General features: G+C 37.6%; 11 protein-coding genes. 1 reads left to right on the top strand and 10 read right to left on the bottom strand.

Annotation, left to right across the window (positions count from 1 at the left end; all coding sequences use genetic code 11):
• On the top strand, positions 1 to 264 hold a 264-nt coding region (locus ACFIJR_RS06995; RefSeq protein ID WP_375653877.1), incomplete at its 5' end, for an autotransporter outer membrane beta-barrel domain-containing protein.
• Between the two features lie 595 nt (positions 265 to 859).
• Here the strand turns inward: ACFIJR_RS06995 and ACFIJR_RS06990 are convergent.
• From ACFIJR_RS06990 to ACFIJR_RS06945, 10 genes are all read right to left on the bottom strand, one after another.
• Positions 860 to 1642, bottom strand: coding sequence for an ABC transporter ATP-binding protein (locus ACFIJR_RS06990; protein ID WP_375653875.1), 783 nt, complete (start codon positions 1640 to 1642; stop codon positions 860 to 862).
• Positions 1629 to 2513, bottom strand: coding sequence for an ABC transporter ATP-binding protein (locus ACFIJR_RS06985; RefSeq protein WP_375653874.1), 885 nt, complete (start codon positions 2511 to 2513; stop codon positions 1629 to 1631). The genes ACFIJR_RS06990 and ACFIJR_RS06985 overlap by 14 nt, the downstream gene beginning before the upstream one ends.
• Positions 2506 to 3435 carry an ABC transporter permease gene (locus ACFIJR_RS06980; protein ID WP_375653873.1) on the bottom strand — a complete coding sequence of 310 codons (930 nt, stop codon included), beginning with the start codon at positions 3433 to 3435 and terminating at the stop codon, positions 2506 to 2508. The genes ACFIJR_RS06985 and ACFIJR_RS06980 overlap by 8 nt, the downstream gene beginning before the upstream one ends.
• A 2-nt stretch (positions 3436 to 3437) precedes the next feature.
• Entirely contained in the window at positions 3438 to 4511 is a 1074-nt protein-coding gene (locus ACFIJR_RS06975; protein ID WP_375653871.1) for an ABC transporter permease, read from the bottom strand.
• 112 nt (positions 4512 to 4623) lie between these two features.
• Positions 4624 to 6225 carry an ABC transporter substrate-binding protein gene (locus ACFIJR_RS06970; RefSeq protein ID WP_375653870.1) on the bottom strand — a complete coding sequence of 534 codons (1602 nt, stop codon included), beginning with the start codon at positions 6223 to 6225 and terminating at the stop codon, positions 4624 to 4626.
• A 365-nt stretch (positions 6226 to 6590) separates the two neighbouring features.
• Positions 6591 to 8216, bottom strand: a complete 1626-nt coding sequence (locus tag ACFIJR_RS06965; RefSeq protein WP_375653868.1) for an ABC transporter substrate-binding protein — start codon at positions 8214 to 8216, stop codon at positions 6591 to 6593.
• Positions 8217 to 8636: 420 nt separating this feature from the next.
• Positions 8637 to 8903, bottom strand: a complete 267-nt coding sequence (locus ACFIJR_RS06960; protein WP_375653867.1) for a hypothetical protein — start codon at positions 8901 to 8903, stop codon at positions 8637 to 8639.
• Positions 8904 to 9828: 925 nt separating this feature from the next.
• A complete protein-coding gene (locus ACFIJR_RS06955) occupies positions 9829 to 10455 on the bottom strand; it encodes a DNA-3-methyladenine glycosylase I (RefSeq protein ID WP_375627255.1) in 627 nt (208 codons plus the stop codon).
• Positions 10433 to 11863, bottom strand: coding sequence for an exodeoxyribonuclease VII large subunit (gene xseA / locus ACFIJR_RS06950; RefSeq protein ID WP_375627254.1), 1431 nt, complete (start codon positions 11861 to 11863; stop codon positions 10433 to 10435). The genes ACFIJR_RS06955 and xseA overlap by 23 nt, the downstream gene beginning before the upstream one ends.
• A 401-nt stretch (positions 11864 to 12264) precedes the next feature.
• Positions 12265 to 13896 (bottom strand): ABC transporter substrate-binding protein, encoded by a 1632-nt coding sequence (locus ACFIJR_RS06945; RefSeq protein ID WP_375653866.1) that lies wholly within the window; start codon positions 13894 to 13896, stop codon positions 12265 to 12267.
• Positions 13897 to 13988 lie beyond the last annotated feature (92 nt).

Below are 13988 nucleotides of genomic sequence, written 5' to 3'. Positions count from 1 at the left end.
ACCATTTCCACTGAAAACAGCCGTCCTATGTCTTTCTATGGAAAAGTAAACTTGATCAAAACCTTTGGTGATGATGGCACTATCCAGATTGGCAGAAACTTTGACCTTGATCCTATGGGGCCTGCAATTGAAGGCGGCATTGGCATCAATGCGCAACTGTCTCACAATTTCTCCCTTCATGGTGATGTAAGCTATCAACAAAAGCTTCAGAAAACGGGTATAAGTGGTGCAAGTTTTTCAGGCGGCATACGCTATCAGTTTTAAAAGCAAGGTTGTAAAAATAGCTTATTCGTTCTATTCAATTTAACAAAAAGGCAGCGCAATATGCTGCCTTTTTTATTTATAAAATCTGTCTTTAAGAATAGAAAAAACAAAAATAGTTGAATCATTCTCATGTACTATTGAAAAATTTTCATAACAGCTTCTTCTTTTTTAAAAAATAAAACTTAGCGTTTTTGGATAAATAAGAGTAACACTGTAAAAAAGAGTAAACAAATCAAAAAAAATAAAAATTAAACTATACCCTAAAGAATAAATTTTCCTAGAAAACATAGCATCATTAATCACCTATTATTTCTTACAAGCTTAATGCTCATCTAAAATGAAACCTTCTAAACATAAATTTATAGTCAACAAACTGTACAACAAATATATAATGCGCGTTATGAGTCATGCAGATGACTCATAATGTTGTACGCCTAATAAAGTGAAAAATATGAGAGCTAAAATTTCTTTCAATAAATTATATCGATAAGATTTCACACTATAAAAAATACAAAAACTCTCTATTACAACAAAGATACTAAATACTTCTCGAAACCTAAAACAGAAAAATGTATTTTTTCTTTTGGAAAATCGATCATACTCTTTGCTCTCTATGGACAATAGGCTCTATACTTGCTTCAAAAAACTCCTTTGTATAATCGTGTTGCGCGTGTAAATTACGCAATTCATCATTGCTAAGCTCTTCAAGAATAATCCCTTTATGCATAATTCCAACACGTTCACAAATATGTGCAACAACAGCAAGATCATGGGATACCATCAAATAAGTAAGCTTTTTTCTCGCTCGCAACGATTTCAACAAGTTTAAAATTTCAGCCTGTACCGATACATCCAATGCAGATGTTGGCTCATCAAGCAATAAAACTTCTGGCTCGATAATTAAAGCACGTGCAAGAGCAATACGCTGACGCTGTCCTCCAGACAACTCATGAGGATAACGATAAAGAAATGAAGAATCTAAACCAACGGAATCTAAAGCATCCTCCACCCGCTCTCTTTGATTATCCATCCCATGGATTTTGAGCGATTCAGAAAGAACCGTATGGACCATTTTTCTTGGATGCAGAGAAGCATAAGGATCTTGAAAAACCATTTGAATACAGCGTAAAAAATCCTTACTTCTTTTCTTTTCGACTTCTTGCCCAGCAAAAAGGAACTTTCCACTATAATCTGGAATAAGCCCCACCAATGTATTCAAAATTGTTGATTTTCCACATCCGGATTCACCAATCAAACCATAAGCTTCACCACGCTTAATATGAAAATTAACATTTTTAACAACTGTTACTGCCTTATGTCTATGACCAAAAGTTACAGATAAATTAGAAACATCAATAATATTCTCACAATTTGTCATGAGGAACCTCCTCAACACCATTAACAATCGTAGGATTATACAACCAATCAGGATCACGCTCAGGAACAGCCAAAATATCAACAGGATTATCAAGCCGTGGTAAACTCGCCAGCAAAGCCTTTGTATAAGGATGACAAGCGTGAGACAAATCAGAAGCAGGCAACTCTTCTAACACACGGCCCGCATACATCACCAAAATACGATCGCAAAAATCAGCAATCATATTTAAATCGTGACTAATGAAAATAAGTCCCGTTCCAGACTTTGTAACAAGTTCATCTAATACGGATAAAACTTGTCGTCTGACCGTAATATCAAGCGCAGATGTTGGTTCATCGGCAATAATTAAATCAGGTTTCGGAATGAGCATCATTGCAATCATCACGCGCTGCCCCATCCCCCCAGATATTTCATGAGGAAAGAGACGCATCACATGTTCAGGATCACGAATATGAACAGATTCTAACATAGATATGGTGCGCTCCCGCGCTTCGGCTTTTGAAACACGATAATGAATACGGTAAGCCTCCATAATCTGCTCACCAATCCGTATTAATGGATTAAGTGAATATTTTGGGTCCTGTAAAATCATTGAAATACGCTTCCCACGGATTTTTCGCATCTGAGGTTCACTTGCGGTCAATAAATCAACATCCTCAAAGCGCATTTTTTTAGCTTTAACAATGGCTGCTTTTGGACTCAACCTTAGTATTGCGCGCCCAGTCATCGATTTTCCAGATCCCGATTCACCAACAATTCCAATTTTTTCTTTTCCAACAGAAAAACTAACGCCACGCACAACTTCTGAAATGCCGCGCGTTGTAGGAAAAGAAATACGTAAATCTTCTACTTCTAATAATTTATTACCCATTGCGTGGATCCAATACATCACGAAGACCATCACCTAAAAGATTGAAAGCAAGACTTGCAAATAATATCGCACAGCCTGGTATTGCCGCCAACCACCAATTTGTCATCATAAATTCCCGCCCTGAAGAAAGCATCGCGCCCCATTCAGGACTGGGGAGTTGAGCTCCCAATCCTAAAAAACCAAGACCAGCAGCCGTTAAAATAATTCCAGACATATCCAAAGTTAATCGTACAATCACTGAAGGAATACACATGGGCGCAACGTGAAACAAAATTATTCTCCAAGCAGAAGCCCCTTGCAAGCGAACGACAGAAACATAATCAGAAGAACGTATTGTCAAAGTCTCAGCACGTGCTAAACGTGCAATTGGGGGCCATGCTGCAATTGAAATTGCAATAGAAGCATTTTCAATCCCTGGTCCCAATGCAGCTGAAAATGCAAGAGCTAAAATCAAACCTGGAAAAGCAAGAAAAATATCGACAATGCGCATGAGCACAGTATCAACCCATCCGCCCATATAACCAGATACAGTTCCAACAATAAGCCCTATTGGACCTACAATAACTGTTGTAAGAAAAACAACATAAAGAGTAATACGAGAACCAAAAACAAGGCGACTAAAAATGTCACGTCCCAATTCATCCGTTCCAAAATAATGCGCCATAGAGGGTGGCTGCAACCGATGCCCTAGATCATTGCTAAGAAAATCATGCGTAGCAATCCAAGGAGCAAAAAATGCACATATGATAATAATACAAATAATAAGCAGACCAAATACAGCCGAAAAGTTATGAAAAAACTTAACCAGTGCGTGATAAATTCTTTGTATGTTCGCCTGAATTATGGAGCTTGGAACAGGGTCGTTTAACCAACCGCCAAAAAAAGATGATGATTGCGATTTATGATGATTACTTACTGTCATATTCAACGTGTCCTTGGATCAAAAATGCGATAAAGCAAATCAGAAAATAAATTAATGGCGACAAAGATAAATCCTACAAGTAAAGTACATCCTACAACTGCATTCATATCTCCGGCTAAAAGAGCATTTGTCAAGTAATGTCCAAAACCAGGCCAAGCAAAAACTGTCTCCGTTAAAACAGCCCCTTCTAATAAAAAAGCATAAGAAAGCGCAACAACGGTAATAATTTGAACAGCAGCATTCTTAAAGGCATGTCCCCATACCGTTCGCGCCCACGATAACCCCTTTACACGTGCAGTAATGATATATTCCTGATTAAGCTGCTCAATCATAAACCCACGAGTCATACGGCTAATATAAGCCATAGCACCGAAAGCTAAGATCAAAGCAGGCATAATAATGTGACTAAAAACATTACCAAAAGCCTCCCATTGTCCTTGGCTTGCAGTATCCCAAAGGAAAAATCCTGTTTTTGGTTCGAAAGAATATTCATAAAGAAAATCAATACGTCCTGGACCACCAACCCAGCCAAGCTTGGCGTAAAATATTAACAAAGCCATTAAACCGAGCCAAAACGTTGGAGTAGAATAACTTACAAGTGTAAAAACACGAACAACATAATCAATAAATGAATCGCGATACATTGCTGCAAAAACACCAAATGGAATTCCAAGACTTGTGCCAATAACAATAGCAACGGTTGCAAGCTCTAATGTTGCAGGAAATACACGCATAATATCAGCTAGAACAGGACGCCCAGAAGTTAAAGCATCTCCAAAGTCAAATAAAAATACATTATGAAGATACTTCCAATATTGAACAATCAACGGCTTATCAAGACCAAGCTTATAATACATTGCATCATAAGCTTCCTGACTGATATTATCACCAAGAATAGACAGAACTGGATCTAGAGGAAGAAGATGACCAAGAAAAAAAGTGATCGTCACCAACCCAAGCAATGTGATAAAAACTGAAATAAGAAGTTTCAATCCTTTGCATAAAAAATCCCATAAAAATAATCTTTTCTGCTTTTCTAATACAGCTCTTTCAGTCTCTGAAAGTGGCAAAACCATTATAAAAATCCCCTCTGTAGCGACAAAACATAAAGCAAATACCTTTTTTTATATAACGAAACAACCTCTTATTAAGCATGTTCTACAATCCTTCTCTATAACATGCTTCTTTTTATTTTTCTGCTTCATTGTAATAAAGTCTATAACTGTTCCAAATCCATTTTTTGACATCAGGTCCCATACCAACGGTATAATATGTCTGAAATAAATAAACCATAGGACCATGCTCTAGCACATAATGCTGTAAAGTACGATATTGCATGATACGCTTATTGGGGTCTTTCTCAAACAAAGCATCCATCACCATGTTATTAATATTTTCATCATAATACCCAGCGCGCCAAGCCAAATACATATTGTGCTTTTTTGTAAATGTTGGATCAGGATTAAACACGTGATTTAATGAGGCAGGATGTCCATCAGGATCGGCACTCCCCCACCCCATAATAGCAGTATCGTAATTTCCACCACGTACACGGCTCAACAATTGATTTTGTGCCATTTTTTCAATTGTCAGCTCAACACCAATTTTACGTGCATTAGCTTGAATAGACTGTGCAACAGACGACATATAACTAAGGCTTCCAACTAAAAGATTAGCTTTAAAACCGTTCGGATAACCAGCCTCAGTAATCAACTGTTTTGCTTTTTTCAAATCCAACTTAAAAGGCAGCCCTTCTTTTTCATCCAAAGCACCAGGAACACCCAAGGACATATAAGTTGCCCGCGGAATAGCAATCCCCTTCAAAACAGTTTTTCCAAGACCTTCATAATCAACCAAATAACGAAGTGCCAATCTGACCTTTTCGTTTGCAAAAATTGCATTCTTATTATTTAATGATAGATAAATAATCTGGGGGCGCAAAACACGACTAATTTTGACTAGGCCTCCCTTTTTTTCAAGATCTAAAATATCCTCTGAAGAAAGATCACGCGCTATATCCACATCACCTTTTTCCAAAAGAAGTCTTTGACTTGATGAATCTGCTACGTGCTGCACAACAATCTTCTTAATTTTAGGCACATCGCCCCAATAATGCTGTGTAGCCTCTAATACAACTTTATCTCCTGGAGACCAGCTCACCAATTTATAAGGTCCAACACAAGCCGAATGTGTTGCTAAATATTTATTCCCCATATCACCGTTAATACTCTGCGCTTCAATTGTTTTCCGATCAAGCAAAGCAGAAGCATAAGATTGTCCAATAACAGTCAATATGAGCTGAATAGGATAGGGTTTATCTAATTTTAATTGCAAAGTCTTATCATCAAGAGCCTGAATATTTGTTTCAACATTGTTTTTAGTAAACCCATAATCCATTAAAGATTGGGCATAGCTCAATCCTAATTTAATAATCCGCCGCATCGACCATACCAAATCTTGCGCCGTTGCTGTTCTTCCATCATTAAACTTTAAATCATCACGAAGATGAAAAACTATTCTTTTGCCATTATCTAAAACATCCCAAGATTTTGCCATAGCAGGGCGAATTTTTGTAGGATCATGCTCATCATATTGCACTAACGCGCTACAAATATTCGTCAATAACTCACTCGTCACAACTTCAACAGTTTGCGCTGGGTCAAAACTACTCATTGAATCAATATTCCATGCCATCACCAACATATCTTTAGATGAAGCACTAAATGCTGATGCTATAGCCCCATTTAAAAAAGCTGTTATGCCTAATAAAACAGAAAATTTTTTCAACATTTTTTTCCCCATTATATTCTTGTGCCTTTTTCACACATAGTCGTTGTGATTTTGCTCTTTCATCTTTTAAACAGCATAGTATCAAACATCAACTTCATTTAATCAAACTAAGCATCTATAAAATAATTCTCTCATATATCAATCTGCATTCGGGATGCATAGAATCTGTAGCCACAAACAAAGATCTTCTCCAATATAACTTTCTATATTCATCCCTCCTTAATAAACGACCTCCACCATATACAGCACAAATACCCCTCACAGTTTCTTCCTTAAAAAACTGAAGGACTTTTATGTGAAAAAATATTTTCATCATGCTATTATGATCAAACTACTTTTACCTTTGACAACACGAAAAGACACTCTTATTTTTCAATTTTACTATAAAAAATACGCGGTGCACTATTCCAAACCCATTTTTTGACATCCGGTGTCATCGCTATAACGCTATATTGCTGGTAAATAAACGCATAAGGTCCTTTTTGCATAAGTTCACGTTGTAAATCAGCATATATTTGCGCCCGTTTTTGCGGATCTTTTTGAAACAACGCATCTTCAACTTTTTGATTCATCTTGGCATCAAAATATCCATGCTTCCAACTAGGATAGGCAGTGTTTCTAGCCTCAAACCGATTATCTGGATTATAAACAAGACGTGAAGCCATTGTATGAGGATCCGCAGAATCATTATTCCATCCGACAAAAGCCGTATCAAAAGCCCGTGCATTCACTTTTGAAAACAACTGTGTACCTGCCACACGTTCAATTTTAAGACGCACACCCGCCTGCGCAGCACTATCTTGAAGTGACTGAGCAAGTAATAAAGTATAAGGAGTGTTTGACACGAGAAAATTTGCCTCAAATCCGTTCGGATAACCAGCCTCTGCTAAAAGTTGCTTGGCTTTTTGAATATCAAGCTTAAAGGGTTGTCCTTCTTTTTCATCTAAAGCCCCAAAATTGCCAAGAGGAATAAAACTTGCCCGTGGGATACCAATCCCTTTGAGAAGTTTCTCGCCAAGACCTTCATAATCTATAAGATAACGCATCGCCAAGCGCACTTTTTCCTTAGCAAAAATGGGATTCGTCGTATTGAATCCCCAATACATCATGGTTGGCACCAACACTTTTTCAACTTTAACATCTGTTGTTTTTTGCAGATCTGCAAGATCTTCAGGTGTCAAATTACGAGCAACATCAATATCATGTTTTTGCAATAACAAGCGCTGTGTTCCGGGCTCCGCAACATGGCGAATTAAAATCTGCTTTAGTTTAGGTGCTTGTCCCCAATAGTGAGAGCTTGCAAGTAACAAAATCACTTCTCCAGGGCGCCAACTTTTTAAATGATAAGGGCCAACGCAAGCAGCATGAGTTTTCAAATACTGATTTCCCAGATCACCGTTTTTTTCATGCTTCATAATCGTCTTACGATCAAGCAAAGCTGTTGCACGACTCGCAACAACATTATTCAGAATGAGCTCTGCTGGATAAGGCTTATCAAATTTCATCACCACTGTTTTCTCATCAACAGCTTGCAAAGCATCATCAACATTTTGTTCTGTAATTCCATATTCATTAAAAATTGCTGCATTAGCCATCTGCAATTTAACAATCCGCTTCATCCCCCAAACAAGATCATTGGCATTGGCTGATCTACCATCGTTAAACTTTAAACCATCACGCAAATGAAAAGTAAGCACTGTAGTATGATCATCACCTGAAACATCCCAATGCGTTGCTAAAGACGGAACTATTTTCGTTGGATCATCTGTCGCAGTACTGACCAAATTATCACAAACATTTCCAATAATTTCACTTGCATAAACATCATTGAGCTGCGCAGGATCAAACGTACTGATTGCATCCAGATTCCAAGCCATCACAAGGGTATCAGCCGGTGTTTTTGCTGAAACCTGTTGTACAACTACTCCCAGTGCCATAAGAGCAGCAACAATAGAGCTGCTACTTTTCAATATTATTTTCTTCAAGTTCATAAACGTTTCCCTTTATTTATTTTTTATTAATTAATGACGCTGAAATAACATGGCAAATTTATAATTATACACATTGAACAAATACATTCTAATCGCCTATACAGAGTCATCTACTTTATAAATTCATTGACTACATCTCAATCAAACCATAGCGAACATGCAATATATGTTTTGCTAACCAGTATCACATTCTTTCATAACCTTTCTTTGCATGCGATAACGCCGTATACCAGCCCCATTAATCATCAAAAGGATAAGCCTTTTAGCCTCCAAAATGGTAAGCTTTAAAAAAAAATCATTGCGCAAAAATTTATGAATTCACCACTCTATTACTTTAGGCGGTATTTAAAATAAAATACGCAAACTTCAAAAATTGTCATTCTCCTCAAACACTCAATTTCAAGATGCGGCACATCTTTACTACATGATCAAAACTGCACTAAAACAGCAGAAAGGCATAAGAAAAGATCTTTTCCAAAACTCTACCCCCACAAAAATCTGCTTAATCTTTTGAAAACCAAGTGTCAAAAGTTTTACGTTTTTACCAACAAAACCAAACACGTTAACAAAAATAAAGGAATAATGAGAAGAATCACCCCTTGCAAGCTTTGTCTTTTGAGAGATAAAGATTGCAATAAAAGAATACACACTAAAATGCACTTCTCCATTGATAAAAACAAAATTCATTAGACTACCCCCAAAGACATAATGAATATAGACCCTTCTAAACTTTAGTGTGCATCATTGCTTTACCACTATAAAAATAGAACAGAAAACAACACACTGCAACGAAACTCTTGTTTCCAGCAGAAACATACAGAGCTTCAACTAAGTAATGTAGTGGATACAAGCCTGCGTGAGCTTAATCATTTTCCTAAAAATTGGAGAGCACACGCGGCAAAATCACTCTCTAATAGAAGAAAACTATCAGATAATAAAACCCAACACAAGCAGCTTAAGTCATTTAACTTCAATTTTTCATCACTGCATTTTATTTTTATTCCCTAGGTAAGTACTGAGCAATTGACCTACACATAAATAAACCAACAGTCATACAACCAAAGTAAAATATAACAATGCAACAACATCCCCCCTCTAAAAACCACTTTGCATTCGTCAATAAACACGAATAAAATATTCATTACTTATTATAACGGTCATGTCATTAACAGAAATAAAAACATCTCTTCTGAACCATTTCAAATGCCAAGAACTGTTGCACAACATTGAAAGCTAGTAAAGTGTGTGATGGTGCTGATTTTCTCTTTCATAAGTGTAAAGATAGAGTGCACAATGGATTGACTGTTATACCATTCATGAGCTGCGTCGCAAAATGGGCTTTGGTACACTAGATGTTTCTTTAAAACATACAAGACGTTACCATTATCTCACTTCAGATACATGACAGTTAAGATATCACTCCTTTTTGCATCTGTTTTTTTCATCTTCAAAATTATACCTTTATCGTTTTGAGTGCCAACAACAGTAGGAAATCATTGATATTGTATAGTTCAATTATCTTATACAATGGAGTTGTATAATCTATACATTTATTAAACAATTTAATTATTACCCTATTGATCATTACTCATACAAAAGAACGTTGGCCAATTTATCGACAAAAACATCCTTCAAGATGATCATTAACGATCCCTACGGACTGCATAAAAGCATAACAAATTATGGGACCAATAAATGTCCAGCCACGTTTCTTCAAGTCTTGAGAAAGACGAAGAGAAGCAGGGGTTGTGGGATGAGCCGACAGTGTTTGAAAGTCTATCTTTTCATAACGCTCTGATTGTGGTGGCTGAAAAGACCAAAAATAGCGAGACAAGCTCCCCCACTCTGTTATAATTTCTTGTGCTCTAAGTGCATTATTAAGCACTGATTGAATTTTTCCTTGATGGCGAACAATGTCTTTATTCTGCATTAACATTTTCACCTTTAGCTCATCATAATGAGCAATCTTTTTAAAGTCAAAGTGATCAAATGCAATGCGAAAAAAAGAGCGTTTTTTTAAAATTGTAAACCAAGAAAGCCCCGCTTGGAAACCTTCAAGAGAAATTTTTTCAAACAAACAGGTATCTTCAAAAACAGGTTTTCCCCATTCGTTATCATGATAAGCACAATAAAGTGGATCCGTTCCAGCCCATGCACAACGAACTTTTCCATCCGCTCCCTTAAGAAGACCTTCCGCAAGCATGGCATTAACCGTATTAAAAGAGAGTTCCTTGATCATCGCTTGGCGACTTTATCGGCTTGTGTTTTGAGCGTTTAGCGGAAACAGATTCTTGTGTTGCAACATTGATATCACCATCAAAAAAGCGTAAATTTATGTGCCCCGTTTCAGGAAACTGAGCCAAGCGTTTAATGGGCTTATTCTCTTTCCCCAAAACCAAAACAAAGCCGCGCTCCAAAATATTCTGATAAGAAGTGCTTTTTAAAAGCCTAAATGCAAGCTCCATTCGGGCACGTTTTTTTTCCACACTACGCACAAAAGCACGATGAAGGCGCGCCGTATATTCTTTTGTATTGCGGTGTGCTTTTTCATTATTTAACAAACGTAACGAAAGACGTAAACGAAGAGTATGAAAAGAAAAACGTTTTTTATCGTAGCTTACACAAAGAGCACGCTGTAATCGATTTGAAATTTCATCAAAACCACGCCGTGGTAGAGCGAAAAGTTGGTCGACAGTGGGAAGACCACGTCTGACTGCACGCAACTTTTGTTGATGAAAATCAAAAGAACGTACAAGTCCCTTGCGCAAACGTGCCCCAAGAGACGCAACACACACTTCAAGATCAAGCTTAACGGGAACAGCCTTTTCTGCAGCTCCTGTAGGAGTTGGAGCACGCCAATCAGCGACATAATCAATTAAAGTCCAGTCCGTTTCATGCCCAACAGCAGAAATAACGGGAAGAGCAGAGGCATAAACAGCACGAACAACAGCTTCGTCATTAAACCCCCACAAATCTTCTAAACTTCCCCCTCCCCGTGCAACAATAATAAGATCAGGTTTTGGAATAAGTCCTCCTGGAGCAAGAGCATTAAAACCTTCAACAGCAACAGCTACCTCTCTCCCACTTGTTTCCCCCTGAACACGTACAGGCCAAACCAAAATATGTAACGGAAAACGGTCGGATATACGATGAATAATATCACGAATAACAGCACCTGTTGGTGATGTGACAACGCCTATAATTCGAGGCATATAAGGCAAAGGTTTTTTCTTTGCTTCATCAAATAAGCCTTCTTCCACAAACTTTTTCTTACGATTTTCAAGAAGTGTCATCAAAGCACCAACCCCCGTTGGTTCAAGAGCCTCAATGACAATTTGATATTTCGATGACCCTGGATAAGTTGTAAGTTTACCAACAGCAACCACTTCCATCCCTTCTTCAGGAGGAAATTTGAGCTTTTCCATCACTCCACGCCAAATAACAGCTTCCAACCGTGCCTTATCATCCTTTAAAGCAAAATAAGCATGTCCTGAAGCATGAGTACCACGGTAACCTGATATCTCCCCACGCACCCGTACATAACCAAACTTTTCTTCAACAACACGCTTTAGAGCTCCTGCTATTTCGGAAACAGTAAATTCTGCCACATTTGTTACACCTGTTTTTTCACTAAACAAACTTACCATTTTTCAATTCTTTACGCCCGTTTCTGTAAATCTTTTTGAAACAACACAATCTTTAAAATTTTTATTTATAGCTTCATCAAAATATCCATAACACCGGCTAGAACAGCTTATATTTCGAATTTCAAACCGATTATCCGAGTTATAAAAAAGCTTGGAGCCGTTGTATGGGGATCTCCAGAGTTATTATTCCATCCGAAAGCTGTATCAATAGAAGTTAAAATATTCAATCTTAACATCCACACAAACACATCTTTCATAAGAATTCCTGAAATAAAATTCTCTACACAACATAGTAATCCATTCCCGATAAAATTCAACGTATTGCAAAGTGTTAAAGAGCTTTGCAATACATCAAATATATCATGATCATGTTTTTTATATTTTATAAACCTGATACCTTCTTATTTTTCAATTGCACTATAAAAAATACGTGGTGCACTATTCCAAACCCATTTTTTAACATCAGGTGTCATAGCTACAGTATGATACGTCTGATAGATAAAAGCATAGGGTCCTTTCTGCATAAATTCACGTTGCAAATCAGCGTACATTTGCGCCCGTTTTTTGGGATCTTTTTCAAACAACGCATCTTGAACCTTTTGATTCATAGTTTCATCCAAATACCCATGGCACCAACTCGCATAGCCTGTATTTTTAGCCTCAAGCCGGTTATCAGGATTGTAAATAAGGCGTGAAGCCATTGTATGAGGATCCGCAGAATCATTATTCCATCCGAAAAAAATCGTATCAAAAGTACGTGCATAAAATTTTGAAAACAACTGCGTACCTACAAAACGTTCAATTTTAAAACGCACCCCAACCTTTTTTGCATTGTCTTGAAGGGACTGAGCAATTGGCAAAGCAAAAGGATAAGGAGATGCCCCTGCAAAAATATTGGCCTCAAAACCATCTGGATAACCTGCTTCCGTTAAAAGTTCCTTTGCTTTTTGGAGATCAAGTTTAAAGGGTTGTCCTTCTTTTTCATCTAAAGCCCCAAGATTACCAAGAGGAATAAAACTTGCACGGGGAACACCAACATCTTTGAGAAGAGTCTTACCGAGTCCTTCATAGTCAATAAGATAGCGCATCGCTAAACGCACTTTTTCATTGGCAAAAATAGGATTTGTCACATTGAACCCCCATATGATCACGGATGGCTCTAACACTCTTTCAACTTTAATATCCGTTGTTGCTTGGAGATCTGCCAAATCCTCTGGCATCAGATTACGTGCAACATCGATATCGTGTTTTTCCAATAATAAACGTTGCGTTCCAGGCTCCGCGACATGGCGAATTAAAATCTTCTTCAATTTAGGCGCCTCACCCCAATAATTGGAGCTTGCACGCAATAAAATCCCTTCTCCAGGGCGCCAACTCTCTAACTGATAAGGACCAACACAAGCAGAATGGCTTGCCAAATACCGGTTTCCCATATCACCATTTTTTTCGTGTTTCATGAGTGTCTCACGATCAAGCAAAGCAAGAGTACGACTAGTGGCAAAATGGCTAAGAATAAGCTCTGCTGGATAAGGTTTATCAAATTTCATCACCACCGTTTTCTCATCCGGTGCTTGAAAAGCCTCATCAACATTCTGTTCTGTGATACCATATTCATTAAATGTCGCCGCAGTAGCCATCTTCAATTTAACAACCCGCTTCATGCTCCAAATTAGATCATTGGCATTCGCAGGACGACCATCATTGAACTTCAAACCATCACGCAAATGAAAAGTAATCACCGTACGCTGATCATCACTTAAAACATCCCAACTCTTCGCCAAAGAGGGAACAAGTTTAGCTGCGTCATCTTTAGCTGGTTCAACTAAATTATCACAAACATTGACAAGAACTTCGTTACCATAACGGTCATTAATTTGTGCGGGATCAAATGTACTTATTGAATCAAGATTCCAAGCCATCACAAGCGTATCGGCAGGTGTTTTTGCTGAAACTTGTTGCACCAAAATCCCCAGTGCAATAACAGCAGAAACAAAAGCACTGCTCCCTTTCAATATTTTTCCTTTCAAGTTCATAGACTTTTCCTTTTAAAATTTATTGTATAAGTTCTCCATGCAACAATAACGTGCAAGAAATAATAAGATTAGACTTAGAAAACATACCTCCT

The sequence above is a fragment of the Bartonella sp. OD88NMGDW genome (assembly GCF_042193775.1).
In the GTDB taxonomy this organism is placed as follows: Bacteria; Pseudomonadota; Alphaproteobacteria; order Rhizobiales; family Rhizobiaceae; genus Bartonella; species Bartonella grahamii.
This window is presented reverse-complemented; position numbering and strand designations above follow the sequence as displayed.

Bases quoted from the DNA above. Each gene is read 5' to 3' on its own strand.
- ACFIJR_RS06990 (WP_375653875.1), bottom strand. From the start codon at position 1,642: ATGACAAATTGTGAGAATATTATTGATGTTTCTAATTTATCTGTAACT.
- ACFIJR_RS06985 (WP_375653874.1), bottom strand. From the start codon at position 2,513: ATGGGTAATAAATTATTAGAAGTAGAAGATTTACGTATTTCTTTTCCT.
- ACFIJR_RS06980 (WP_375653873.1), bottom strand. From the start codon at position 3,435: ATGACAGTAAGTAATCATCATAAATCGCAATCATCATCTTTTTTTGGC.
- ACFIJR_RS06975 (WP_375653871.1), bottom strand. From the start codon at position 4,511: ATGGTTTTGCCACTTTCAGAGACTGAAAGAGCTGTATTAGAAAAGCAG.
- ACFIJR_RS06970 (WP_375653870.1), bottom strand. From the start codon at position 6,225: ATGTTGAAAAAATTTTCTGTTTTATTAGGCATAACAGCTTTTTTAAAT.
- ACFIJR_RS06965 (WP_375653868.1), bottom strand. From the start codon at position 8,216: ATGAACTTGAAGAAAATAATATTGAAAAGTAGCAGCTCTATTGTTGCT.
- ACFIJR_RS06960 (WP_375653867.1), bottom strand. From the start codon at position 8,903: ATGAATTTTGTTTTTATCAATGGAGAAGTGCATTTTAGTGTGTATTCT.
- ACFIJR_RS06955 (WP_375627255.1), bottom strand. From the start codon at position 10,455: ATGATCAAGGAACTCTCTTTTAATACGGTTAATGCCATGCTTGCGGAA.
- xseA (WP_375627254.1), bottom strand. From the start codon at position 11,863: ATGGTAAGTTTGTTTAGTGAAAAAACAGGTGTAACAAATGTGGCAGAA.
- ACFIJR_RS06945 (WP_375653866.1), bottom strand. From the start codon at position 13,896: ATGAACTTGAAAGGAAAAATATTGAAAGGGAGCAGTGCTTTTGTTTCT.